The organism is Bacillus sp. NPDC077027 (assembly GCF_050269555.1).
Lineage (GTDB): Bacteria > Bacillota > Bacilli > Bacillales > Bacillaceae > Bacillus.
In genome coordinates, this window is record NZ_JBNNIO010000003.1 from 15,541 (window position 1) to 40,267 (window position 24,727).

Genomic DNA, 24,727 nt, shown 5'->3' on the forward strand with positions numbered 1-24,727 from the left:
TATATCCGTTATATAAAAGGAGCGCACTTGACCGGCTGTTTGAGTAATTCCGGTAAGCTTTTCCATAGAAGATTTACAATTGCAAGATGAATGTAAATTTTTATGATTTCATTTAAAACAGATTGATAAACAAGAAAGAAGAGGTTTTATGAAAAAAATATTTGCAAACAAATATAGCTTCTTTGTTTTGGCAGTGATTTTATTTTGGGCTAAATCTTATACTGCCTACAAAATGGATTTCAACTTAGGGGTAAAAGGCTCATTTCAAGAAGGTCTGCTCTTTTTAAATCCATTTAGTTCAGCCATTGTGTTTTTGGGACTGGCTCTCTTCATTAAGGGCCGTAAATCAGCCATTGTCATGATTATAATTGACTTTATTATGTCCGCACTTTTATATGCCAATGTAGCCTATTATCGTTTCTTTGATGATTTTCTTACATTTCCAACGATGAAGCAGGCAGGAAATCTTGGTGGAGGAATGACTGGTGGAGTTCTTGCTAGTATCAAGCCACATGATATTTTTTACTTCCTTGATATCTTGATTTTGATTGCGATCGTTGTCCTTAGACCAGAGATGAAGAAATTTCAAATGAAAAAGACGTTTGCTTTTCTTATTGTCGCAGCGGGTGTAGGTCTTTTCTTTGTTAACCTACATTTGGCTGAAAAAGATCGTCCTGAATTATTAACAAGAACGTTTGACCATAAGTACGTTGTAAAATATCTTGGTATTTACAACTATGCCATCTATGACGGTGTACAAACCGCACAAAATGCAACACAGGTAGCAAATGCAAGCAGTGATGATCTAACGGATGTTATAAACTATACGGCATCTCATTACGCTAAACCTAATGCCGAATACTTCGGTAAAGCGAAAGGTAAGAACATCATTAAAATTCATTTAGAAAGCTTCCAGTCGTTTTTGATTGACTATAAGCTTAATGGTGAGGAAGTGACACCATTTTTAAACAAGCTAGCGCATGGTAAGGGTGATTTTACTTATTTCGATAACTTCTTCCATCAAACAGGTCAAGGGAAAACATCTGATGCTGAATTAATGATGGATAATAGTATGTTCGGTTTGCCTGAAGGGGCAGCATTTGTCACAAAGGGTGAAAATACGTATCAATCACTTCCAGCGATTTTACATCAAAAAGAAGGCTATACAAGTTCAGTGCTCCATGGAGATTATAAATCCTTCTGGAATCGTGATATGATATATAAACATATGGGAATCGATCAATTCTTCGATGCTTCTTACTACAACATGGATGAAGAAAATCTAGTAAATATGGGTTTAAAGGATAAACCGTTCTTTAAAGAGTCCATCCCGTTGTTAGAGTCGATGAAGAAACCATTCTACGCACACTTAATGACATTAACAAACCATTATCCATTCAATTTGGATGAAAAAGATGCAACAATTGCGAAAGCAACAACTGGCGATAAAACCGTTGATAACTATTTCCAAACTGCACGATACTTGGATGAGTCATTAGAACAGTTCTTTAAAGATCTGAAAAAATCCGGTCTTTATGATGACTCTGTGATTTTACTTTACGGAGATCATAACGGAATTTCTGAGAACCATAACCGTGCAATGAGTGAAATTCAAGGTACTGATATTACACCATATCAAAATGCACAGAATCAGCGTGTACCGCTTATGATTCGTATTCCAGGTAAAAAGGGCGGCGTAAATCATACATTTGGTGGAGAAGTGGATGTCATGCCGACATTGCTTCATTTGCAAGGAATTGATTCAAATGAATATGTGAATTTCGGGACAGACTTATTCTCTAAAAAGCATGATGAAACGGTTGCTTTCCGTAACGGGAACTATGTGACACCGAAATATACACTTGTGGATACGACAGTCTACGATACGAAAACTGGTAAAACTGTGAAACAAAATAAAGAAACTGAAGCCATTAAAGCCCGTGTTGATAATCAGTTAAGTTTATCTGACAAAGTCCTTTACAGGGATTTGCTTCGATTCCATAAACTATCTGATTTTAAAGCAGTGAAGCCATCAGATTATTTCTATGGCAATACTGACAATGAAAAAAAAGCGAGTTCTTCAGCTAACTAACAGAATTATAGGGCAAGCACGAGTGGTGCTTGCCTTTTTGGATATTCAGCTTGATTTGTTGGCAAAAAATGTTTATATTTAGGTAGATACAAGCCTAAAGCAGTCACTTATGGAGAACTCAATTTCGTCTAAGGGATTTCAGGAGGAGCTTATGACAACAAACACAAAACCGCAAAAAAAGAAATCGGAACTATGGGGATGGATTAAAGCCATCCTTGTCGCATTTATTGCTGTATTTATCATTCGGAATTTTTTATTTGCACCTTACATTGTAAAAGGATCGTCAATGAATCCAACTTTACATGATACTGAAAGAGTGTTTGTAAACAAAACGGTTGATTATTTTGGTGATTATCATCGCGGACAAATCATCGTGCTTGATGGAGAAGACCGTAGTACACATTACGTCAAACGATTGATCGGTTTGCCTAACGACAAAATTGAAATGAAAAATGATCAGTTATATGTGAACGGTAAAAAGGTCGCTGAGCCTTATCTTGCATCTCGAAAGAAGAAGGCAGAAGCAGATGGGAATTTGTTGACACCTGATTTTGGTCCTGTAACTGTACCGAAGGATAGATACTTTGTGATGGGAGACAATCGTCAAAATTCTATGGACAGCCGAAATGGTCTTGGTCTTTTCAAGAAAAGTGATATTCAAGGAACGACTTCTTTTGTCTTTTATCCATTTCAGGATATTCGATTATTGAATGATTAAATAAGTATCCATATAAATGCATGTTTGGATTTGTCTATATGTTCACTTTTACCGTCTTGTGATCAACTCACAAAGTGAACAGAGTAAAATCGACTTTAGAGAAAATCAGCGTGAGAGGAACAAATAAAAAAGCACACAATTGTGTGCTTTTCTTTATGAGGCAGACTGACTTTTTTCTATGGCTTGGCTGAGATCTGCCAAGATATCTTCAATGGCTTCTGTTCCGACTGATAAACGAATTAATTCAGGTGATACGCCTGTTTTTCTTTGCTCTTCTTCACTTAATTGTTGGTGGGTTGTGCTCGCAGGGTGAATGATCAGTGATTTAGAATCGCCAACATTGGCTAGATGTGAAAATAACTGAACAGAATCAATCAGTTTTTTCCCTGCTTCCAGTCCACCCTTTATGCCGAATGTTAAAATGGCACCTTGTCCTTTTGGTAAATATTTTTGTGCATGCTCGTAGGATGGGTGTCCTTTTAACCCTGGATAACTGACCCATTCAACGAGTGGATGCTCTTCCAAAAATTGTGCAGTCTTTAATGCGTTCTCACTATGTCGTTCAAGTCGTAAATGTAATGTTTCTAAGCCTTGAAGGAGCAAGAATGAGTTGAACGGAGAAATGGCTGCGCCTAGATCACGTAAGAGCTGTACTCTCGCTTTGGTAATATAAGCAGCTTCACCAATGGCTTCGGTATAGACGAGGCCATGATAACTTGGATCTGGCTCTGTGAGACCTTTGAATTTCCCGCTTTTTGTCCAGTCGAATTTCCCGCTATCAACGATGACACCACCGATAGAAGTGCCATGACCGCCAATGAATTTCGTAGCAGAATGAACAACGATATCTGCTCCAAACTCAATTGGTCTTAGTAAATATGGACTGGCAAGTGTATTATCGATGATTAATGGGATGTGATGTTGATGAGTAATCTCTGCGATGGCCTCAATGTCCAAAACATCGCCTTTCGGATTCCCAATACTTTCAGCATAAACTGCTTTCGTTTTTGGCGTAATGGCTTCTTCAAGCTCTTTTAAATTAGAAGGATCTACAAATTTTACGTTGATGCCGAGCTTTGGCAAGGTATGTGCAAATAAGTTATAAGTACCACCATACAAGCTACTAGAAGAGACAATTTCATCCCCAGCTTCTGCAATATTTAAAAGAGAATAGGTCGTTGCAGCCTGTCCAGATGACACAGCCAATGCTCCAATTCCACCTTCTAGATCAGCAATTCGCTTCTCAAATACATCACTAGTCGGGTTCATAATTCTGGAGTATATATTGCCTGGTTCTTGTAATCCAAACAAGTTAGCTGCGTGCTCACTATCTCTAAATCCATATGAAGTCGTTTGATAAATTGGTACAGCTCTAGCGTAAGTTGTTGGATCGAGTGTTTGTCCTGCATGAATCGCTTTTGTTTCGAGACGGAATTGAATTTCTTCTGACATTGATGTATCCCCCTTTAGATTGAAAGCCTACTATTTTTATAAGAATATTTAATAAGACTATAAGACTTGTTTTGTTCTCGGTCAATTGTTTTTTTAGATAAATCAGAAAAAATATTTAAATTAAGTTTACAGGTAGCAATAATATGCATTGATATGGAGATACTATAAATGGAAGATCAAACAATTGATCGGACGATCGAAGACTCACTTACCCAATTGGGGTGGAGAGTCTTTTTTATTAAAAGGAAGGGTGTTGAAGAAGAAGAAAAAATGGAAAAAATATAAGATTTATCGTAATCGTGAACTCATGGAAGCCATTTATGACAAGATGGATGAAAAACATATATGAGAAAAATAAAGATTTTTTACTAATCGAAAACAGCATTTTAATATGAATGTAGCATGTTAAATATCAAGAGTAGTTGATCAGACAACAAGAAGGCTCGTTAAGGATAAGAGGCGAACAGAAGAAGAAATAAGTGATGTTGATCAAGTATTTAGATCGGAAGAGTGATTTTTTCCCCAGTCTCATATTTTTGTATATACATATTTCCGGTGACATGAGAAGAAGTAAAATATTCTCACTCTTTTATCAGAATGATCAGTAAATTTTTCGTATTCGACATTTTTATTGCGTGAAAGTAGGACTTTTTTACTTGATATTTGGGGGGATTTACTTCTAAATCTATGGAAAGAAAAGGTGAAAACAAGAGATGATAAAAAAGGGCTATCTCAAAGCAAGAAGAAAAAAACTGAACCGATTTACATATTTTGTATGTGTTGGTTCTTATGATATGTTAAAATCTAGTTGAATAGATATAAACAGGGGAAATTGTGAAGGGGAATTGAATAATAAGTCACTTTTTGACCGAAAGCATGTTCTGTCGAAAATGGGATGTTCTGTCGATGCTAGAAGACTTCCCCCTATGATACGATCATCATAAGCTGGGAGGTGAAAAGTATGACTTATGCAGCGCCGCAAGTTGACTATTCCACTATGGAGCCTGCTATCATGGACCAAGCATGGTTCCTAGTATTTGTTGCAGTCCTTTTGGGATTGGGTGCAACTGTTGTTTTAGGAGCAGCAATTTGGTGTTTAGCAAACGGTAATGGTAGCTTTACAGGAGCCGTTCAATGGGAAAGTGGCTTAAAAGTCAATATTGAATGTAAGTAGCTATACTTAGGATTCATCTTTTTACTTCTTAGACATGACATCAGGGCTAAACCGTCTGTGGCGGGCGGTTTAGCCTGATCTTGTTTTTAAAGAATATACAGACACTCGGAGGTCATATGTTTAAGATCGAGAATTTGACAAAAAAGTATAAAAATAATGTGACTGCTGTCAATGACTTTCATTTAGATATTAAACCAAACGAAGTCGTTGCTGTTGCAGGTCCAAATGGCTCAGGTAAAACAACGATAATTAATTGTATACTGGGCATTATCAAGCTAACAAAAGGAACCATCATGATAGAAAATGTGACTCATGAGGAACCATCCTTTAAAAGACAATTAGGCTATGTACCCGATGACCTTTTGCTTCCAGAAGCATTGACAGGTATTGAATATTTGGATTTTGTTTCTTCTATGTATGAATGTAAAGCAATTCATAAAAGAAATCAACTTATTGAATTATTCGATATGGAAAAGGCATTATCTCGTCCAATTGAAACTTATTCACATGGGATGAAGAAAAAAACACAGCTGATTGCCGCTTTCATGCTCGAAAGTAAGATGATTATCATGGATGAGCCTTTTAGAGGACTTGATATTGAAGCGGTTATAAACACAAAAAAGTTAATGAAGCGCTACGTTAAGCAACATGGTGCGATTCTGCTTTCTACTCATGACATGCTTTCAGCTGAAGAGTTGTGTCATAAAATCGCGATTATTTCTAAAGGAAATAAAATGGATGAAGGAACAGTTTCAGCCCTGAAAGAGAAGTATCAATCGAGTACGCTAGAACAGGTGTTTCTGAAAGCTTCAATGTTAAGTGATAGGGGTGCGCATTTTGATGAAATCATTAATCATTTCTAAAATGATGCTTAAAATGTGGCAGCAGGAGATGTATAAGCTCTTTGACACCCAAACAAAACGAATCATTGCCATCTTGTTTGTTTTATTTGCAGTTGTCATGGGAGCACTCATTGGCTACAGCTTTACAGGCGTTTTTATGAAAGCATTTTTAAATGGAGATGAGCGTTCACTTGGACTATTAGCGGTTTCAATGGCGATGAATACATCCATTTTTACAAGTCTTCTCTTTGTGCTGATCAAGGTGAGAACGCCTGAACAGGATCGTTTTTCTATGCAGCTAAGCTGGTTTCCGCTGACAACCTTTCAAAAAAGTCTAGGTTATTTTATTCCGATGGTGACGGTTGTCACAGGTCTTGTCCTATTTTTTATCGGTATTTTGCTTTTGCCTAATTTCATCGCTCGTGAAGTTGGTGTCGGTTTTATTAGTGCTTTCTTTTTGATGGTACTTTTACAAGCACTGTTTGTCTTATCGCTCTTGCAGCTCATATACAATATCACGTATCTGTTTGTGCTCAAGTTAAAGTTGCCTTTGCAAAAATTCGCTGCGATATTCGTTGTGCTCACGTTAATTGTTGCGTATGCGATGACTCATTTCAATTTGGAACAAATTCAGCAATCTTATTTATTTTTTGATTATCATTTAATGTACTTTACTGCACCTTTCTTTTTGGCTACACAGGAGATGTCACCAGAGGGCGTTCATTACACGATGCTGATGATCATTATCATACTTTCCGCAATTGGTGCGTTTGTATCACTTGCTCTTATGCCGATTATGGCAGAGAAGAAGGCATTAACGTTTTTGAAAAGATTGCCATTTTCCTCATCAAAAAAGTGGTCCATGATGGCAAAAGAAATCAAATCACAAGTACGAAATGAAGAGAATATCTTAAACTTTCTCATTCTATTCATTGTCATCCTCTTTGTACGTTATCAATTTTCCTTTCGTTTTCAGGGAGAGGCGTTTTTTGTCTTATGCGCTGTCTCTGGGTTAACAGCTTTTAACTCTTTTGGGAATGATAAACGGATGCTTGGCATGTATAAGACATTTGGATTAAGAGCATGGGAAGTTGCGCTTTACAAGTATGCAGGTCTTGTGGCTGTCGGATTGCTTCAAGTGCTGATTTTTATGTTAGCAACACTGACAATACCTGAGAGTGTGTGGGTTATTCCAATCGGATTGGCAGTACTTTTAAATGCAACGGCTCTCTTTTATGTTGTGGGTATTTTGCTACCGCTTGATCGTAATAATCCTTATACAGGCATCTTTTCATTTGGGGCTCTCATTTTGGTGATGATTCCTATTGTGTTTATTGGTAACTATGTCATTGGTGCAACGAATCAGACACTTCAATGGTTGCTTGTCTGTGGTTTTGAAGGGCTGCTCATCTTTACGATATACAAAGGTTTTTCTTGGAGGTATGGACATGATTCAACTTCTTAAAAGTAAGCTCAAGATTGAGCGGGTTCCAGCGCTTTCACCACACGTCACTTTGCAAAAAAAACAGATAACAGATGAGCAGTATGGCAGCGATCTCCCAATTAATGAGAGTGCATATCATATGTTAAAACAAATTGATGGTAAAAAAACGGAAGCAAGCATTACAAAAGAGCTTACAGAACTGTTTCAGGTCGATGAATCGATCATTGCTCGTGACTTTTACAAGTTGCTTCTTGGAATGAATCAGCACTATTTAGTATCGATTCATTATCAATCGCCGTACGCTCTTGTTACAACTCTTTGTCAATTTTTTAAACAATACCAATTAAAACGTAATGAACGGTATGAATGTGGCAGTCAATCATTTTGGTCGATTTTTACAACGTGCTTAGCCATGGTCACGAGAAAGATTATTTTTTTCTGGTTTATGTTTATGATAATGGTGGGAATTGCTTATATGTTCGTGCCTGATGCATCTATTGTTGCCATAGCTATCTATTTTTCGATTATTTATTTTGGTCTCATTACGGGGACAGCGTTACATGAAGCCGCACATGGTTACAGTCATCGGAAATTTGCTGGGCCTGATGGACCACAAGGTTTCTTTGCTTCTGACATGATGTCAGTTAAGTTTGTAAGACCTGTTTTAGATCCATTTCATAAAAAGTTAGTTTGGATTACGATACTTGGACCGCTTGTGCCTGGCATTTTAGGAGCTATTGGTATCATGGTCACCTTTTTGTTTTTAAAAGAGAATCCAATTTCAACAGGATTTTTTATTTTTTCAATTACGTATTTTATTCAATTATTGTACCTTCTTCCGTTTATGGGAGATGGTAAATCAATTATGAAGCAACTTTTGCTTGGTGGAATGGGAGGACAAAGATCATGAATCTACAAGCAATGAAACAAGGGGCAATTTTAGGTGGATTTTTAGGGTTTTTAGGTTTCCCGATGCTCACAATCGGTGTGCTATTTTATCATCTTTTTCAAGCGAAAACGAATAGTGAACTTTTACTTAATAGCCTCGCGTTTGAAATGGAGGGGAAATCTGCATTTACGTTTCAAATCAAACCGAATTTCTTCATTTTAATGATTGTTATCTTTCTTGTTGTTTTCTTTGCAGTGACACTAATTTCGACAATCCGTCAGAAAAAAAAAGATTAGGATAAATTTCCTAATCTTTTTTTGTATACTCAACCAAAAATTAGTATAATGGTAGACATATTGTAAGAGAGAAAAGGGGATCAAAACAGATGATAAAAAAATGTGGTATTTTGTTACTTTCTGTCTTTTTGCTATCAGCATGTGCGCAAAAGACCGAGACAACACCAACAAAAACTAAAAATGAGTCGGAAACAACAAAAGTGAATACGGCTCCGAAGAAAAAAATGGAAGTAACGACAATGAAGCTAACAACAAGAGAAAAAAATCTTTTAAATGCAGTAGCTGGAGAAGTATACGGGTTTGATGTAAAAGGGCTAACGAAAGAGAACAAAGAAATTTTCATTATTGTTGAGCAATATAAAAACGGCAAACTTCTTTCTAGTGAGACATCGGAATTTTCTGCTAGTCTAAATCAAGATGAAACCAATGAAAAGGCAAACATCCTCATTTTATTAGAACATGAGGATGATGATCTTAAAATTCATAGAAGTATATTGTTGGACGACGGTATCTCTTCAGTAGCAAAAGGAAAATCAAGTGTCCCTTTTAAAGTGGATAGTGTTTCTAGCTCTGTTGAATTGCCTGTTCACTTAACGTCTGGAAAGAAAGCACTCATTGCCTATGTTTCAGCTATGGAAGAGGATGGTACACATGTGAATGTGCAGGATATTCAAACAAATCCTAAGAAAGCATTGAAGAATACTAGCCGTGCTTTTTTATTCTATGTTCAAGTAGATTAATAAGCTATCGTAATATAAATGGAGAATATGAATTTTTTGACGAAAAATATTCATATTCTCTTGACGAATGGTTAAGAAAGTTGTAACATTATATAAGTCAAAGCGATGATTTAGCTAGAGGAAGACATATGCGGGTGTAGTTTAGTGGTAAAACCTCAGCCTTCCAAGCTGATGTCGTGAGTTCGATTCTCATCACCCGCTCCATACATAATTTGTTTATAACGCAGTATTTCGTTTCATAGATAAACGAAGTGTTGCGTTTTTTATTATGTTAACATAATGTAAAAAAAGCACTGTGGATGATTTACAGTGCTTTTTCAAAAATATGATATTTGCTTTCACCGCCATGTATTTGTGTGAACATCTTCGTCAAGGATTGAAGAAGTGTATCGGTCTTTTCCCGAGAAATAGACGGTGGAAAGAAGACAAGCTGCAAAGCATTTTTTGTTTGCTTTGAGACATGTGCGGATGCTGGATCAGCCAATGTACCTTTGACATTGTTTGTATCAGTCCAGAGGATGTGCCGAGCTTCTGTTCTGCTTAATGTTATAGGTTCCGTTAGCTTGTCTGCATCCAAAGTTAGGATAGGTAAAAAATATTTTAAAGAGAAAAATGTCGATAAATCCTGAGCTGAGTCAGTTGTTTCAATAAATGACTCTCTCTGAATATTTGAAAGAAACCTAGTTAAAGGAAGTTCTGCGATGAGCTCATCCCATTCCTTTATTTGAGGGATATCCATCAGGGATTGTCCTTCATATTCAAAAAACAATGATTCTTGAAATAGGCGTAAGCGACCTTTTAGCATTTGAGGCGATCGTCCGATTTCAATATTTGTATAATGCACCTGCCCTACATGAATGGCAGAGGTGCTATAGTGGGGGGCTGTTTCCACCTTTATCTCCACAGTGACTCACTCCAATCGGTCATGATACACTCGTATTATACTGAAAAGACAAGAAGAAACAAAGGAAGGAGGTTATCAGCCATGATTCATGTAGGAGATTTAAAACAAGAACTGATTCGTTATGCGAATGAAATTGGAGTCGATAAAATTCGGTTTGCTCATGCCGATACATTTGATTCGTTAAAGGATCGTTTGATTTTACACGAATCACTAGGCTACTTATCTGGTTTTGAAGAGCCTGATATTGAAAAAAGAACAACTCCATCGTTGCTTTTGCCGAAAGCAAAATCAATTGTTGCTATTGCTCTCGCATATCCTTCGAAAATGAAAGATGCGCCTCGCAGTACAAAAGACGCGAGAAGAGGCATTTTTTGCAGAGCTTCATGGGGGACTGATTATCACGTGGTTCTTCGCGAAAAGCTGACATTGCTTGAGACGTTTTTGCGAAGCAAGCATGAGGACATTAGAACTAAATCAATGGTTGATACGGGAGAGCTTTCAGACCGTGCTGTTGCAGAACGAGCAGGTATTGGATTTAGTGCGAAAAATTGTATGATCATTACACCTGAATTTGGCTCTTATGTGTATTTAGCAGAAATGATTACGAATATTCCATTTGAACCAGATGAGAAAATAGAGGATCAATGTGGTACATGTAATAAGTGTGTAGATTCCTGTCCGACTGGTGCACTGGTGAACCCAGGACAACTAAATTCTCAGCGTTGTATTTCGTTTTTAACGCAAACGAAAGGCTTTTTACCTGATGAGTTTCGTTCGAAAATAGGAAATCGCTTATATGGGTGTGATACGTGCCAAATTGTTTGTCCAATCAACAAAGGCAAGGACTTTCACCTTCATCCAGAAATGGAGCCAGACCCAGAAATTGCTAAACCATTGCTCAAACCGCTTCTGACCATCAGTAACCGTGAGTTTAAAGAGAAATACGGTCATGTGTCTGGATCATGGCGTGGGAAGAAGCCAATTCAGCGTAATGCCATATTAGCCCTTGCCCACTTTAAAGACAGGTCTGCATTACCAGATTTAATTGAATTGATGCACAAGGATCCGAGACCCGTCATTAGGGGAACAGCTGCCTGGGCGATAGGGAAAATCGGTGATATAGAACAATTATCTGAATTAGAGAAAGCTTTAGAGAGAGAGCAAGATGAAGAGGCAATGCAGGAAGTTGAAAAAGGGATTGCTTTCTTAAAGGCACCTTTAAATACTAAATAGTTGCCTTAATGACATAGAATGAACCAAACATACAATTTTAAAAAAATGTTTGGTGGTGTCGATGTGAAACAGATATTACAGCAAACGTTAGAAGACAGGCTGAATTATTTATTAAATGGCAGTACGACAATGAGGCAGTATAAACTTGTCTCAGATGCGGAGGCAATTGAGCGGAAAAAAGAGCTTTTTGCTAAAAGGAATGTAACGATTGTAAAGGCAAAAGCTAGGACGAAACTGCTGCATTCTGCGATCGAAGATGATGGAACTCAGCATGTAAAATACCTAGTGCATCTGGAGTATGTGTGTAAGGATCAGGATGATGCCTTTTATTTAGAAGAACAAGTGGAGGAACGTGAAGCATTTATATATGACGAAATGCTTGTGAGAGATCATATTGTACAGAAAGACGCTCTGGAAGAGGAAAGTGTATTGGATCGTTTTCAAGACACAGAACATTTTGGGAGAGCGTTTCATTATGATCGGCTTGCGGCGGTTCAGTATGCAGAAACCTATTGGAATAAGCGAAACCCTGCCTATAAAAATTTTGAAGACAATTGTACCAATTTTATCTCACAATGTTTGAAAGCAGGGAACGCGCCAACAAGGGGATACCCAAACCGTGGCTCTGGCTGGTGGGTGCGTCCGCATACATGGAGCTATAGCTGGACAGTTGCTCATTCAATGAAAACGTATTTAACTTCCTCGAAAGCAGGTCTAAGGGCAAAGCAAATGAAAGAGGCAAGTGAGCTAAGCGTGGGTGATGTGATTTGTTATGACTTTGAGGGAGATGGGCGTTTTAATCATACGACAATTGTTGTTGCCCATGATAAAAGTGGAATGCCGCTTGTCAACGCACAGACATATGATAGCCGTATGCGCTATTGGTCTTATGAGGATTCTACTGCGTACACGCCTTCCATTCGTTATGTGTTTTTTCACATTTTAGACGATGCCGCAAAGGATGGTTAATGGTATAATGATGAACGGAAAAGAAAATTAGAGGTGAAATTTTTTGGGACTTCATGTCGTTTTATATCAACCAGAGATTCCTGCTAATACTGGGAATATTGCTCGCACATGTGCAGCAACAAATACAACACTTCACTTGATCCGTCCGCTGGGCTTTTCAACAGATGATAAAATGCTGAAACGTGCTGGTCTAGATTACTGGAAGTATGCGAATGTTGTGTATCATGACTCATTAGATGAACTATTTGATGCTCATCCACAAGGACAGTTTTTCTATATGACAAAGTTTGGCCAGAAGCCTCATACAGCTTTTGATTACGCAGATCAATATCAGGACTACTTCTTTGTCTTTGGAAGAGAGACAAGTGGTTTGCCTAAGGATTTAATTGAACGCAATATGGATCGTTGTCTGCGTCTACCGATGACAGAGCACGTTCGTTCGCTTAACCTGTCCAATACAGCTGCCATTCTTGTTTATGAGGCACTTCGTCAGCAGAATTATCGTGATTTGACATAATAGATTGTAAATGTCTTAATGCCCCATCAGGTCTGATGGGGTGTTTTTTGCATGAAAGTGATTTCAGAATGAAAGCTAAAAAAGGATGTTCCATATAGGAACGTCCTTTTTTATTTTTTACCAGGTTTGCCTTCGTAGCCAGCTGTAAAAATGGATACTAAAAATGTAATGATGACGCCCATCATAATGACCGTTCTCATATAAGCTCCCCCTTATCCCTTTGTCAGTAACACTGTCCATTTTAGATCGTGTGAGGTTCGTCTTGGTGAACAGGAGAAAGAAACCAAACTTTCACCTATTTTTCCTTTATTATGAAGGGTTTTGATGAGGGTTGTCAATTGAGTTTGCCATTTCTTCATTTTTGAGAAGGAAAGCATGTATTTGGACGCCTTCGCATAGATTGTAAAACAGTATCTGATTACTAGCTTCAATCTTGGAAGAGGAGGTTCACATGGATATTTTAAAGAAAATCGAACAGCACAGAGAAGAGCAGCAGCGTCTCAAATGGGAAGGAACATTCAGCGACTATTTAGACATTATTAAGGAAAACCCCATCGTCGCTCAATCTGCTCATTCTCGCGTTTATAATATGATAAAAGACAATGGGATTGAAGAAGAGAATGGAGTCAGAACATATAAATTTTTTGATCAAGAGCTTTTTGGCTTAGAGGAATCGCTTGAACGCCTGGTTGAAGAGTACTTCCATCCTGCGGCAAAACGTCTTGATGTGCGCAAACGGATTTTACTGCTCATGGGACCTGTCAGTGGAGGGAAATCAACACTTGTGACCCGATTGAAGAGGGGTCTTGAAGAATACTCTTATACAGAAAATGGTGCGGTTTACGCCATTAAGGGATGCCCAATGCATGAAGATCCCCTTCATCTGATTCCGCAAAATTTACGTGAGGACTTTTACAGGGAATATGGAATTCGTATTCAAGGTAACTTGTCTCCACTTAATATGATGAGACTTGAAGAGGAGTATGGCGGCAGAATTGAAGATGTACAGATTGAACGCATATTCTTTTCAGAGGATAAACGAACTGGGATAGGTACATTTAGTCCGTCTGATCCGAAATCACAGGATATTGCCGATCTCACAGGAAGTATCGATTTTTCGACGATTGCTGAGTTTGGATCTGAATCTGATCCTCGTGCTTACCGTTTTGATGGTGAATTAAATAAAGCGAACCGCGGGATGATGGAATTCCAAGAGATGCTAAAGTGCGATGAAAAATTTTTATGGCACCTGCTTTCTTTAACACAGGAAGGGAATTTTAAAGCGGGTCGTTTTGCATTGATCAGTGCAGATGAGTTGATTGTCGCCCATACAAATGAAACGGAATACCGCTCGTTCATTGCAAATAAAAAGAATGAAGCCCTTCATTCACGTATTATTGTAATGCCGATTCCTTATAATTTAAAAGTAACAGAGGAAGAGCGTATTTACAAAAAGATGATTTCGGAAAGTGATGTATCGGATGTGCACATTGCACCGCATACACTCAAGGTCGCAGCGATGTTTTCCATTCTAACGCGCCTGAAAGAGCCGAAGCGGTCAGATATTGATCTTGTGAAAAAGATGCGGCTGTATGACGGAGAGAGCGTCGAAGGCTTTCACTCCGTTGATATTGATGAAATGAAAAAGGAGTTTCATGATGAGGGGATGAGTGGAATTGATCCTCGTTATGTTATTAACCGAATCTCATCTACAATCATTCGTAAAAACATGGAGTCCATTAATGCACTTGACGTTCTAAGGTCCTTAAAGGAAGGACTTGACCAGCATCCGTCTATTTCAAATGAAGATCGTGAACGTTATTTGAATTTTATCTCGGTTGCTCGTAAAGAGTACGATGACATTGCGAAGAAGGAAGTGCAAAAAGCGTTTGTCTATTCATACGAAGAATCTGCAAAAACGCTGATGGATAACTACTTAGATAATGTTGAGGCTTACTGCAATAAAAATAAATTGCGTGATCCATTAACAGGTGAGGAAATGAATCCAGACGAGAAGCTTATGAGATCTATTGAGGAACAAATCGGTATTTCAGAGAATGCGAAGAAAGCATTTCGTGAAGAAATTTTGATACGTATTTCTGCATATGCTAGAAAAGGCAAGCGCTTTGACTATAATTCACATGAAAGGCTTAGGGAAGCCATTCAGAAGAAGCTGTTTGCTGATTTAAAAGATGTTGTCAAAATTACAACTTCGACCAAAACACCGGACGAACAGCAGTTGAAAAAGGTAAATGAAGTCGTTGCTCGTCTTATTGATGAACATGGTTATAACTCCACAAGTGCAAATGAGCTTTTAAAATATGTTGGCAGTCTTCTTAATCGTTAAAAGACCAGAGGCAGGCATTATCGGAGAAAGTGGGCTCTGATAGTGCTTTTTTCTAAAGGAAGCGCTCGTTGTTAAAAAGGGCTCTGTCTTTTATCAAAATATTTTGTCAATTGTTAACTAGGAATGCATATGATAAATGAATCATCCGGATGTTAAGAAATTCGGAAACAAGTGAGGAGGGGGATGGATGTCACGGCAAGATAGAAGCAGTTTTATCATTTCTCAAGAAGACTGGTCCCTCCATCGTAAAGGCTACGACGACCAGCAGCGTCATCAAAAGAAAGTACAGGATGCCATTAAAAATAATTTGCCGGATCTTGTGACAGAAGAAAGTATTATTATGTCCAATGGGAAAGATGTAGTCAAAATTCCGATCAGGTCATTAGATGAGTATAAAATTCGCTACAACTATGATAAGAATAAGCATGTTGGGCAAGGAGATGGAGATAGTCAAGTAGGCGATATTGTCGCACGTGACGGAACAGGTGGGAAACAGGGTCAGGGAAAAGGACAGGGGGCAGGAGATCAAGCAGGCGAGGATTATTATGAAGCGGAAGTGTCGTTAATGGATCTAGAAGAAGCTCTTTTTCGGGAGCTGGAGTTGCCCAATCTGAAGCAAAAGGAAATGGAAGAGATTGTTGTCGAAAATATCGAATTTAATGATATTCGCAAAACGGGCTTAACAGGGAATATTCACAAAAAAAGAACGATGTTGTCTGCATTTAAGCGAAATGCTATGACAGGAACACCGTCTTTTTATCCAATTTATCCAGAGGATATCAAATATAAAACATGGAATGAAGTGACAAAACCAGAATCGAAGGCTGTTGTCTTGGCAATGATGGATACAAGTGGCAGTATGGGACTATGGGAAAAGTATATGGCAAGAAGTTTCTTCTTTTGGATGACACGTTTCTTACGGACAAAGTATGAAACAGTGGATATTGAGTTCATTGCACATCATACAGAAGCAAGGGTTGTGGAAGAAGAAGATTTCTTCTCTCGCGGAGAGAGTGGTGGGACGATTTGTTCCTCTGTTTATCGGAAGGCACTAGAACTTATGGAAGAGCGGTATCATCCGTCACGCTATAATATTTATCCTTTTCATTTCTCAGATGGTGACAACTTAACGTCAGATAACGCTCGTTGCGTAAAACTTGTAAAAGAAATTATGAAAAAGGCGAATCTTTTCTGCTATGGTGAAGTGAATCAATATAATCGTCATTCAACGCTAATGTCTGCGTACAAACATATTCAAGATGATAAATTTAAGCATTATATTTTAAAGCAAAAGTCAGATGTATTTCTAGCGTTAAAAAATTTTTTTCAGCAGGAAGAAGTTCCTTTATAACGGCACATTCATAGAAAACCTTTCAGCATAAGGGCTGAAAGGTTATTTTTTGTGAAAAGGTAATAACATACAGAAAAAAAACAAAACTTTCTCTTTGACATTTCAATTTGCTTTTATTAATATTTAATCTTGTTAAATATATATTTTTCAAAAAGATGTCCATCGTCTTTTCTTCTTTTTCTGCTTATTGCTCATAAGTGAACAATAGAATAAATGGGATGCACACCATTGATAACCGAGCGGAAAATAAAGAAAAGTCTGATGACCTGTGAAGCTGTTTCATAATCTGTCAGATGATGGGCATTCTAAGTATGCTAAACCGAGCACACCTTTTCAATACGTGCTCATCCACTATATTTTCAGACATGAAAGGAGAAACAAACATGAACAGAGGGCGTTTATTACTCACTAACATTATTGGTTTAATTGTGATTCTTGCCATTATTGCCGGAGGTGCTTATTACTATTATGAGAGCACTAATTTTGTGAAGACTGATGAAGCAAAGGTAACAGGTGATATGTATCAAATTACAGCACCAGCTGCTGGGCAAATCAAGGAATGGAATATGAATGAGGGCGACGAAGTGAAGAAAGATGACACGGTCGCAAAAGTAGAAGGAGAAACAAAATCAAACATTAAAGCAATCTCTGATGGAACACTGGTGAAAAAAGAAGTGCAGAATAATCAGCTAGTTCAAGCAGGAACAGTGCTTGGGGAAACCATCGATATGAACAAACTGTATATTACGGCAAACATTAAAGAAACAGATATTAAAAATGTTGAAAAAGGCGATAAAGTAGACATCGTCGTCGATGGTGATCCTGATGCTACATTTGAAGGAACAGTTGAACAAATTGGATATGCGACAAACTCAACGTTTAATATGCTGCCAGCAACAAATTCAAGTGGCAACTATACAAAAGTGACACAAAAAGTTGCAGTGAAAATTTCAATTAAAAACCCGTCTGACAAAGTGCTTCCTGGTATGAATGCATCTGTCAAAATTTCTTCATAATTTAAACGAATGTTAAAAAATTGAAAGGAGGTTGTCTGAGATGGCAAATCAACCTGCAGCGACAAAACAGGGCAGCGGCTCCTTGTCTTTACTTATCATCTTAATGGCCGGTTTGTTCGTAGCAATTTTAAACCAAACATTGCTCAATGTGGCAATGCCTCATTTGATGACGGAATTTAATGTAAGTGCTACAACGATTCAGTGGCTTACAACTGGCTATATGCTAGTCAATGGTGTGCTGATCCCGTTATCAGCCTTTTTGATCACTCGTTTTGGACAGCGAAGTTTATTTCTCGTTGCCATGATTTCATTTACAATTGGAACATTGATTTGTGGGATTGCACCTAACTTTTCAACGATGCTAATTGGTCGTTTGATTCAGGCAATCGGCGGTGGTATCTTACAGCCGCTTGTCATGACAACAATCCTTTTTATTTTCCCTCCAGAAAGCAGAGGGAAAGGAATGGGGATTTTTGGACTTGCGATGATGTTCGCACCTGCTGTTGGGCCAACATTATCCGGTTATATTATTGAGCATTATTCTTGGCGTATTATGTTTTATGGACTTGTGCCGTTTGGAATCATTGTTATTATAGCGGCTTTCTTTATGTTCAAAAACATTGTAGAACCGAAAAAGATTAAACTTGATAGTCTTGGTGCCATCTTATCCATTTTAGGTTTTGCTTCACTTCTTTATGGGGTCAGCGAAGCGGGAAGTGATGGCTGGACGGACCCAATCGTTCTTTCCACTGTGATCATCGGGGCGATTGCGATCATCCTCTTTATCTTCCAACAGTTGAAAGCAGAAAGTCCGATGCTTGATTTTAGGGTATTTAAATACAGTATTTTTTCTTTATCAAGTGTCATTAATGTCATTATTACGATTGCGCTTTATACGGGAATGTTTTTATTGCCGATATATTTGCAAAATCTTGTAGGATTTACAGCATTACAATCTGGTCTTTTGATGCTTCCTGGTGCGTTAGCGATGCTCATTATGTCGCCAATTTCAGGGATATTATTTGATAAATTCGGACCTCGTCCGCTTGCCATTATTGGGATGATTATTACAGTCATCACAACGTATGAATTTACAAAACTGACGATTGATACATCTTACAGCCATATTGTGTTGATGTATGCAGTAAGGGCGTTTGGTATGTCACTTCTGATGATGCCTGTGATGACGGCTGGGATGAACCAGCTTCCGCAACATTTAAACAGTCATGGTACAGCGATGACCAATACACTTCGCCAGATTAGTGGTTCTATCGGGACCAGTTTGATTACGACGATTTATACGAATCGTACAACGTTCCATTATGCCAATATGGCAGATCAAACAAATACAAGTGATCCATTCTTTATGAATTCATTCCAATCTGCGATTTCAAACGTGATGCATCATATGGGTATGACAGCATCTGCTGCCCAGCAATATGTGTATACACAACTCTTTACGAAAGCACAAGTGGAATCGAATGTGATGGGAATTAATGATGCATATATGTGGGTCACACTATTCTGCGTCGCTGGCGTGATTTTAAGTCTTTTCTTACGAGATGTACGCAAGGATAAAAAACGTAAAGATGAACAGCATAAAAAACAAGAGCTTACACTGCTTCCGGCACCAAAGGAAGCAAACCATGATGCAAGCTAAGGGTGGAGGGACAGTAAATGAAAATTTATGTCGTGTACGATAGTGAAGGTGATCATACAAAAGCACTTGCCGAAGCAATTGCAGATGGTGCGCGTGAGCAAGAGCTTGCTGAGGTGTTCATTGATCATGTCCAAGATGCAGATGTGCACAAGCTTGATCAGATGGATGCCATCATTTGGGGCTGCCCAGGTCATTTTGGAACCATTAGTTCTGGATTAAAGGCGTGGATTGATCGTCTGGGCTACTTATGGGCAGAGGGCAAGCTGATCGACAAAGTCGGTGCAGTCTTTTGTACAACTGCGACCACTCATGGCGGTTTAGAAATGACTATGCACAATTTGATTACTCCAATGTTCCATCAAGGAATGGTTGTTGTTGGACTTCCAGGAAATGTACCAGAGAATGCACTGTATGGATCTTATTACGGAGCAGGGGTTACTTGCCCGATTGGTTCTGATGATCTTATTTCTGAAGAAGGGCTAGCGCTTGGTCAGGCATTAGGAAGACGTGTAGCATCGGTGACAGCCTCATTTAAGTGATAAGGAGAGGGTTCCACATGGCGACCATTATTGTAGCGTTAATAGCTGCTGTTATTGTCATTATTGGATTGGTGGCGTTTAATGTCAGACATGCGTCTGTTGAGAAAAAAGTGATCAAGGGCGATGCTGTCTCAGAGCCTGACGTGCCTCGTGACGAGTCGACAGAGGTTGAGAGACCTATTGAACCTGAACGAGGAAAAAACGTGTCAGAGGCTTCTATATTGAATGAGAAAGCATCTGGTGATGATTTTTACAGGCAGGCGCTTCAAAAGTTTAAACAGCCTGACTCGCCTGTTCAAGAGGAAGAACCAGATCTGAAAATGAACGATGATATGTATCGTTCCGCTTTGGTAAAGCTAAAACATAAGGATAAGTAAAAAGCAGAGAGCCTACATTGGCTTTCTGCTTTTTTTGTACAAAAAAACCGCCGGCATGTGCCGAACGGTTTTTCTTCACTCTATAAAGTGCTAAAAGAGCTGTTGCCCTTAAATTACGCTTTGTTAACGTTAGCAGCTTGTGGTCCACGGTTACCTTCAACGATTTCGAAAGAAACTGCTTGACCTTCTTCTAAAGTTTTGAAGCCATCGCCTTGGATAGCAGAGAAATGAACGAATACATCATCTTGACCCTCAACTTCGATGAATCCGAAACCTTTTTCAGAGTTGAACCATTTTACTTTACCTTCTAACATGAAATTTCCTCCTAAAGCGATCAAAACGCTTAAATTCACTATTCTTGCTCTTACACAAACTTCAAAGACGAAAACTCTTACAAAACTTTCTTCTTAAAGATGATACGAACAAAAATAATTACCTTTACTTTACCAGTGTTTACGCCAAAAAACAACTGTTATATGAAAACTTTTTATAAAAATAAATATGGCTAACTAATGGAGGAAAAAAGACTGCTTATTTAACCTATTTGACGAGCTGAAAAACTCACCTTATTACGACCTGTTTCTTTTGCTTTATAAAGCTCCTGATCGGCTATAATCATCAACTGTTTCATATCATGGAGGTTATTTGGATAGTGAGCACACCCAATCGATACGGTTATTTTTATTGGTTTTCCGCTTTGTAAGTAAATCGGTTGATCGGCTATTTTTCTTCTTAGTCGTTCTGCGATCTGCCATGTTTTTTCGATAGAACAGTTAGGCAGGAATACAGCGAATTCCTCTCCGCCAATTCGCCCAATATAATCAGAGCTTCTTGTGTTTTTGATCAAACGAAGTCCCATTTCTTTTAATACAGCATCACCTTCATGATGCCCGTATTGATCATTAATTGCTTTGAAAAAATCGATGTCAATGTAAATAAGTGACATTTGGTGGATAGGATGCTTCACCTTCGAAGTGAAAAAGTCATTTAACACTTCATCGAACTTCCGTTTATTTAATACTCCTGTTAAAAAGTCATAATGAGCTTGGAATTTGTACAAATTGAGTAGCTGGTATGCTTTCGCTTGATGCTCAATGACATAGAAATTAAACAATCCAGCAATATAGGAAAAAATCCAGTATAAAATATGAAGATGTGGCGATGCTTCATCAAGAATGGAAATGAAAAGGATTGTTGCAATAACGTTACAAATCGTAATTGATAAAATGATCTTTAACAAGTTGTGAAGATTTCGCTCTGAAATGAAATAAGAGAGAGATGACAAAAGAATCATGGAGAAAATGTTAAAGAATGATGCGAGATTGAATTCAATCATCAGGCGACCGATCACTACAATCATCCCGGCAACAGCTGTTTGAAGAATGCCGCCATAAAATGCTGTTAGAATGATTGGAATATGTCTTAGATCAATCATTCCTTGCTCTGTTTTGATGGAAAAAAACATTAAAATAACACCTAGTAAACCTGAAACTGTACCTTTACATAATTGAGGCAAAAAAGTATCTTCTTTTCTAAGAAAATTCTCTTTAAATACAAGCATAAACAAATAATGAAAAGTAACAAGAATCGTTAAGTTAATAAAAAGGTCTTTTAACAAAATAAATCACCATTTTTTAAGTTACTAAAATTTGTTGCAAAAAGAAAGATAAAAAAGAAAAATAAAATTAATTGGAATGATTTTTTTATAAAAGTGAAGGGTTTATCACATAAATAATTGGATTTTTGTCATTTTTAGAAAGTGAACTAGAACATTTAGATGATAAAAAGACTATTGATATCACATTTCGATTTGAGAATAAAACACTGAGTTCTTTATCATCAACATGACTTTAGTTATCCATGAATAAAAGGCCTAAGATCATGGAGTGTATTCATTTAAAACGGGTAAAAAAATTGAAATAAGGAGAAATCAATCATAGAAAAAAAGAGCTACTTCTTATTTTAGATCAGGATCATGAAAAGCCGACATGACCTTTTCACCTTCATTTTGTATCTTTGTAAAATATACATAAGACAGGAGCCCCTCATAAACAAGCAGGCCCCTGTTTTTTTACTTGCCTTCAATCTCTCCAATGACTTGTTGAATTGAGTCATCATCCAAGACATTCATGACATTTTCATCAATATGAATTGGTTGGGCATATGAACTTTTATGGTGTTGCTGATTACTTGGCTTATTTTCCTGATGGGTTCCTTGGTTCGACTGTTCATGAGCAAATGCTTGTTTGATCATTTGAGAGACTTGGGCGGTACCTTTTTCAGTTTTGACGGGCTGATTGTGAGATTGGCTATGATGTGATGCATCATGCTTTTTTGTTTTCAGTAAAGATTGGTTATTGCTACCTGTCATGTCTATGAGCCTTCTCCGCAAAACAGGTGAGAATAGGGCGATAATGGCCGTTGATCCAGCGATGATGGCTGCAGGGCTCATGCTTCTTTTTCTTTTAAACAAACGAAATCCCTCCAATTGATCTTAATATGCTTCTTCATCCTTTTTAGCTTGACCAAATGTAGCACTTTTATCCTGCTGACCTTTTGTTGAAATAGAGAATCTGTGCATAAATCCTGTTCATCAAGAAAACCCTATAAGCAAAAGGAGGGAATAAATGATGAATAAGAAATGGATGATGTCTTTCTTACTTGTTCCAGTTCTCATCACTTCTGGTTGCGGAATGAACAATCAAGGTGGGGAACGAAGAGGAACAATGGATCGTCAGTATGAGAATGTCACATACAAGAACAATCCGCGTCAGGATCAAACAGGGGTACAAACTCCTCAAAAGGTAAGAGTAGCTGACAAGGCTGCAGATAAAGTAGCCAATATGTCTGAAGTGAAAACAGCAAATGTACTTGTAACAGGTAAAAACGCGTTTGTTGCAGTTGTACTTGAAGGAAATAAAAGTGGCGATGTGACGGATGACCTGAAAAAGAAGATTTCAGACAAAGTGAAATCAACTGATCAAAACATTGATAATGTGTATGTATCAGCGAACCCGGATTTTGTTGACCGTATGAAAGGATATGGGAAACGTATTCAAAGTGGTGAACCAATCTCAGGTTTCTTTGATGAGTTTACTGAAACCGTTAGACGTGTGTTCCCAGAATCAAAATAATGAGTGAAAAGCCGTATGACATATGCGGCTTTTTTTAATTAAGCAACACCTCCCACGCCATGATGCATAAATTAAAAAATATATCATCTCTTGTTGATTTCCGTTTTTTTGATAGAAAGAGGATTATCTTCAGTTTCAGGTGGGGAGTAAATGGGAGCAAAACATTTTACAATTCAAAAAAAGCTTGTATGTGGCTTGATCGCAGCAGGCATTCTTTTTTATGCGTTCATCGCATGTTTATTCTATACTGTCTTTCAGGTAACAGGGCATTTCCTTGAACAACAATCTTCTCCAAAAACTGTTTTAACGGAAGGGCTGAATAAGCAAGTCTATGAAAATTTTCGGATTTACTATGCAGAAGAAGAAAAAGCATTAGTAGATTTGACGATAGAAGGACTAGAACAAGCAAAGAAGAGAAATTCATCCGTTTTTCAGTTTGAGACGAAGAAGACACTTGATCTTATTTTCTTTGATGACAAAGAAACGATTGAACATTATGCGGGGATCAAAAATATTACCGGTTTTTATTCTGATAAGGATCGCATGATTGGCCTTTATCCTGATGAACGGAGCGAGCTGTTAAAAAAAGAAACATTGTCTTTCTATTTTTTCAAAAACTTACTGACACATGAGTTTGCTCACTTTGTGTTTTATGAGAAACTGCGTACATTGCATGTTTCGCCTGCGGCATTTCCTCTTTGGTTTCATGAAGGGACAGCAGAATGGGCGGCAAATGATGTCTTACATGCAACGTCAGAGACATTTGATGTCATCCCGTTTACACTTCTTCAGACAGATAAGGATTGGCAGGAGTCTCGATTTGCCTATGAAACCGATGTCTATTTGCAAAGCTATTATATGCTTTGCGAGTTGAATCATGCTTACGGGCGAGATATCATTGCAAAAGTGATCGAAGAAACAGCAAAGACAGGCGATTTTGAAAAAGGCTTTGAACATGCAAGTGGTCAAAAACTAGCAGATTTTGAAGAACAATTTCGCCAAAAATATGAGAGAAAAAACGGCTAAATCAAAA

Annotated in this window: 24 protein-coding genes and 1 tRNA gene; 20 read left to right on the forward strand and 5 right to left on the reverse strand. The window is 37.9% G+C overall.

What is annotated here, in order from left to right; genetic code table 11:
* The first annotated feature begins 148 nt into the window (after positions 1-148).
* Complete coding sequence (locus tag ACQKEZ_RS10540) at positions 149-2,092, forward strand: LTA synthase family protein (RefSeq protein WP_427300609.1); 1,944 nt, start codon at positions 149-151, stop codon at positions 2,090-2,092.
* Positions 2,093-2,243: 151 nt separating this feature from the next.
* Positions 2,244-2,810: a signal peptidase I gene (gene lepB / locus ACQKEZ_RS10545; RefSeq protein WP_427300611.1), complete on the forward strand. Its 567-nt coding sequence runs from the start codon at positions 2,244-2,246 to the stop codon at positions 2,808-2,810.
* Positions 2,811-2,963: 153 nt separating this feature from the next.
* On the opposite strand, the gene ACQKEZ_RS10550 is transcribed toward lepB, so the two are convergent.
* Positions 2,964-4,262, reverse strand: coding sequence for a homocysteine synthase (locus tag ACQKEZ_RS10550; RefSeq protein ID WP_427300612.1), 1,299 nt, complete (start codon positions 4,260-4,262; stop codon positions 2,964-2,966).
* Between the two features lie 961 nt (positions 4,263-5,223).
* Here ACQKEZ_RS10550 and ACQKEZ_RS10555 point away from each other — a divergent pair.
* From ACQKEZ_RS10555 to ACQKEZ_RS10585, 7 genes are all read left to right on the forward strand, one after another.
* Positions 5,224-5,436: a hypothetical protein gene (locus ACQKEZ_RS10555; RefSeq protein ID WP_427300614.1), complete on the forward strand. Its 213-nt coding sequence runs from the start codon at positions 5,224-5,226 to the stop codon at positions 5,434-5,436.
* 116 nt (positions 5,437-5,552) lie between these two features.
* Entirely contained in the window at positions 5,553-6,299 is a 747-nt protein-coding gene (locus ACQKEZ_RS10560; RefSeq protein ID WP_427300616.1) for an ABC transporter ATP-binding protein, read from the forward strand.
* A complete protein-coding gene (locus ACQKEZ_RS10565; protein ID WP_427301887.1) occupies positions 6,277-7,743 on the forward strand; it encodes a hypothetical protein in 1,467 nt (488 codons plus the stop codon). The genes ACQKEZ_RS10560 and ACQKEZ_RS10565 overlap by 23 nt, the downstream gene beginning before the upstream one ends.
* Positions 7,727-8,632, forward strand: coding sequence for a PqqD family protein (locus ACQKEZ_RS10570; RefSeq protein ID WP_427300617.1), 906 nt, complete (start codon positions 7,727-7,729; stop codon positions 8,630-8,632). The genes ACQKEZ_RS10565 and ACQKEZ_RS10570 overlap by 17 nt, the downstream gene beginning before the upstream one ends.
* Positions 8,629-8,907 carry a hypothetical protein gene (locus ACQKEZ_RS10575; RefSeq protein WP_427300619.1) on the forward strand — a complete coding sequence of 93 codons (279 nt, stop codon included), beginning with the start codon at positions 8,629-8,631 and terminating at the stop codon, positions 8,905-8,907. The genes ACQKEZ_RS10570 and ACQKEZ_RS10575 overlap by 4 nt, the downstream gene beginning before the upstream one ends.
* Before the next feature lie 89 nt (positions 8,908-8,996).
* Positions 8,997-9,647, forward strand: coding sequence for a hypothetical protein (locus tag ACQKEZ_RS10580; RefSeq protein WP_427300621.1), 651 nt, complete (start codon positions 8,997-8,999; stop codon positions 9,645-9,647).
* Positions 9,648-9,777: 130 nt separating this feature from the next.
* A tRNA-Gly gene (locus tag ACQKEZ_RS10585) sits at positions 9,778-9,851 on the forward strand.
* A gap of 100 nt (positions 9,852-9,951) precedes the next feature.
* Here ACQKEZ_RS10585 and ACQKEZ_RS10590 read toward each other — a convergent pair.
* Positions 9,952-10,551 carry a hypothetical protein gene (locus ACQKEZ_RS10590; RefSeq protein ID WP_427300622.1) on the reverse strand — a complete coding sequence of 200 codons (600 nt, stop codon included), beginning with the start codon at positions 10,549-10,551 and terminating at the stop codon, positions 9,952-9,954.
* An 84-nt stretch (positions 10,552-10,635) separates the two neighbouring features.
* Between ACQKEZ_RS10590 and queG the strand changes: the two genes are divergently transcribed.
* The 9 genes from queG to ACQKEZ_RS10635 all read left to right on the forward strand — a co-directional run bounded on the left by queG (position 10,636) and on the right by ACQKEZ_RS10635 (position 20,560).
* Complete coding sequence (gene queG / locus ACQKEZ_RS10595; RefSeq protein ID WP_427301889.1) at positions 10,636-11,784, forward strand: tRNA epoxyqueuosine(34) reductase QueG; 1,149 nt, start codon at positions 10,636-10,638, stop codon at positions 11,782-11,784.
* A gap of 63 nt (positions 11,785-11,847) precedes the next feature.
* Positions 11,848-12,753, forward strand: coding sequence for an amidase domain-containing protein (locus ACQKEZ_RS10600; protein WP_427300624.1), 906 nt, complete (start codon positions 11,848-11,850; stop codon positions 12,751-12,753).
* 43 nt (positions 12,754-12,796) lie between these two features.
* Positions 12,797-13,270 carry a tRNA (uridine(34)/cytosine(34)/5-carboxymethylaminomethyluridine(34)-2'-O)-methyltransferase TrmL gene (gene trmL / locus ACQKEZ_RS10605; protein ID WP_427300626.1) on the forward strand — a complete coding sequence of 158 codons (474 nt, stop codon included), beginning with the start codon at positions 12,797-12,799 and terminating at the stop codon, positions 13,268-13,270.
* A 451-nt stretch (positions 13,271-13,721) separates the two neighbouring features.
* A complete protein-coding gene (locus tag ACQKEZ_RS10610; protein WP_427300627.1) occupies positions 13,722-15,617 on the forward strand; it encodes a PrkA family serine protein kinase in 1,896 nt (631 codons plus the stop codon).
* A 187-nt stretch (positions 15,618-15,804) separates the two neighbouring features.
* The gene (gene yhbH, locus ACQKEZ_RS10615; protein WP_427300629.1) at positions 15,805-16,968 is read left to right on the forward strand and encodes a sporulation protein YhbH; all 1,164 of its coding nucleotides are present in this window, start codon (positions 15,805-15,807) and stop codon (positions 16,966-16,968) included.
* Positions 16,969-17,351: 383 nt separating this feature from the next.
* Entirely contained in the window at positions 17,352-17,984 is a 633-nt protein-coding gene (locus tag ACQKEZ_RS10620; RefSeq protein ID WP_427300630.1) for an HlyD family efflux transporter periplasmic adaptor subunit, read from the forward strand.
* 40 nt (positions 17,985-18,024) lie between these two features.
* Complete coding sequence (locus ACQKEZ_RS10625; protein ID WP_427300631.1) at positions 18,025-19,644, forward strand: DHA2 family efflux MFS transporter permease subunit; 1,620 nt, start codon at positions 18,025-18,027, stop codon at positions 19,642-19,644.
* A 17-nt stretch (positions 19,645-19,661) separates the two neighbouring features.
* Positions 19,662-20,183 carry an NAD(P)H-dependent oxidoreductase gene (locus tag ACQKEZ_RS10630; RefSeq protein WP_427300633.1) on the forward strand — a complete coding sequence of 174 codons (522 nt, stop codon included), beginning with the start codon at positions 19,662-19,664 and terminating at the stop codon, positions 20,181-20,183.
* A 17-nt stretch (positions 20,184-20,200) separates the two neighbouring features.
* A complete protein-coding gene (locus ACQKEZ_RS10635) occupies positions 20,201-20,560 on the forward strand; it encodes a hypothetical protein (protein WP_427300635.1) in 360 nt (119 codons plus the stop codon).
* Positions 20,561-20,673: 113 nt separating this feature from the next.
* On the opposite strand, the gene cspB is transcribed toward ACQKEZ_RS10635, so the two are convergent.
* From cspB to ACQKEZ_RS10650, 3 genes are all read right to left on the reverse strand, one after another.
* Complete coding sequence (gene cspB, locus ACQKEZ_RS10640; protein ID WP_427300637.1) at positions 20,674-20,874, reverse strand: cold shock-like protein CspB; 201 nt, start codon at positions 20,872-20,874, stop codon at positions 20,674-20,676.
* A gap of 221 nt (positions 20,875-21,095) precedes the next feature.
* Positions 21,096-22,178 (reverse strand): GGDEF domain-containing protein, encoded by a 1,083-nt coding sequence (locus ACQKEZ_RS10645; protein ID WP_427300638.1) that lies wholly within the window; start codon positions 22,176-22,178, stop codon positions 21,096-21,098.
* 453 nt (positions 22,179-22,631) lie between these two features.
* Positions 22,632-23,033, reverse strand: a complete 402-nt coding sequence (locus ACQKEZ_RS10650; protein WP_427300640.1) for a spore coat protein — start codon at positions 23,031-23,033, stop codon at positions 22,632-22,634.
* A 154-nt stretch (positions 23,034-23,187) separates the two neighbouring features.
* On the opposite strand from ACQKEZ_RS10650, the gene ACQKEZ_RS10655 reads away from it, so the two are divergent.
* The gene (locus ACQKEZ_RS10655) at positions 23,188-23,694 is read left to right on the forward strand and encodes a YhcN/YlaJ family sporulation lipoprotein (RefSeq protein ID WP_427300642.1); all 507 of its coding nucleotides are present in this window, start codon (positions 23,188-23,190) and stop codon (positions 23,692-23,694) included.
* Between the two features lie 150 nt (positions 23,695-23,844).
* On the forward strand, positions 23,845-24,720 hold the full coding sequence (locus ACQKEZ_RS10660; RefSeq protein ID WP_427300644.1) for a hypothetical protein: 876 nt from the start codon (positions 23,845-23,847) through the stop codon (positions 24,718-24,720).
* Positions 24,721-24,727: the final 7 nt, after the last annotated feature.

Excerpts from the sequence above, each read along its gene's own strand:
- ACQKEZ_RS10540 (WP_427300609.1), top strand. The coding sequence starts at position 149 with ATGAAAAAAATATTTGCAAACAAATATAGCTTCTTTGTTTTGGCAGTG.
- lepB (WP_427300611.1), top strand. The coding sequence starts at position 2,244 with ATGACAACAAACACAAAACCGCAAAAAAAGAAATCGGAACTATGGGGA.
- ACQKEZ_RS10550 (WP_427300612.1), bottom strand. The coding sequence starts at position 4,262 with ATGTCAGAAGAAATTCAATTCCGTCTCGAAACAAAAGCGATTCATGCA.
- ACQKEZ_RS10555 (WP_427300614.1), top strand. The coding sequence starts at position 5,224 with ATGACTTATGCAGCGCCGCAAGTTGACTATTCCACTATGGAGCCTGCT.
- ACQKEZ_RS10560 (WP_427300616.1), top strand. The coding sequence starts at position 5,553 with ATGTTTAAGATCGAGAATTTGACAAAAAAGTATAAAAATAATGTGACT.
- ACQKEZ_RS10565 (WP_427301887.1), top strand. The coding sequence starts at position 6,277 with ATGAAATCATTAATCATTTCTAAAATGATGCTTAAAATGTGGCAGCAG.
- ACQKEZ_RS10570 (WP_427300617.1), top strand. The coding sequence starts at position 7,727 with ATGATTCAACTTCTTAAAAGTAAGCTCAAGATTGAGCGGGTTCCAGCG.
- ACQKEZ_RS10575 (WP_427300619.1), top strand. The coding sequence starts at position 8,629 with ATGAATCTACAAGCAATGAAACAAGGGGCAATTTTAGGTGGATTTTTA.
- ACQKEZ_RS10580 (WP_427300621.1), top strand. The coding sequence starts at position 8,997 with ATGATAAAAAAATGTGGTATTTTGTTACTTTCTGTCTTTTTGCTATCA.
- ACQKEZ_RS10610 (WP_427300627.1), top strand. The coding sequence starts at position 13,722 with ATGGATATTTTAAAGAAAATCGAACAGCACAGAGAAGAGCAGCAGCGT.
- yhbH (WP_427300629.1), top strand. The coding sequence starts at position 15,805 with ATGTCACGGCAAGATAGAAGCAGTTTTATCATTTCTCAAGAAGACTGG.
- ACQKEZ_RS10620 (WP_427300630.1), top strand. The coding sequence starts at position 17,352 with ATGAACAGAGGGCGTTTATTACTCACTAACATTATTGGTTTAATTGTG.
- ACQKEZ_RS10625 (WP_427300631.1), top strand. The coding sequence starts at position 18,025 with ATGGCAAATCAACCTGCAGCGACAAAACAGGGCAGCGGCTCCTTGTCT.
- ACQKEZ_RS10630 (WP_427300633.1), top strand. The coding sequence starts at position 19,662 with ATGAAAATTTATGTCGTGTACGATAGTGAAGGTGATCATACAAAAGCA.
- ACQKEZ_RS10635 (WP_427300635.1), top strand. The coding sequence starts at position 20,201 with ATGGCGACCATTATTGTAGCGTTAATAGCTGCTGTTATTGTCATTATT.
- cspB (WP_427300637.1), bottom strand. The coding sequence starts at position 20,874 with ATGTTAGAAGGTAAAGTAAAATGGTTCAACTCTGAAAAAGGTTTCGGA.
- ACQKEZ_RS10655 (WP_427300642.1), top strand. The coding sequence starts at position 23,188 with ATGATGAATAAGAAATGGATGATGTCTTTCTTACTTGTTCCAGTTCTC.
- ACQKEZ_RS10660 (WP_427300644.1), top strand. The coding sequence starts at position 23,845 with ATGGGAGCAAAACATTTTACAATTCAAAAAAAGCTTGTATGTGGCTTG.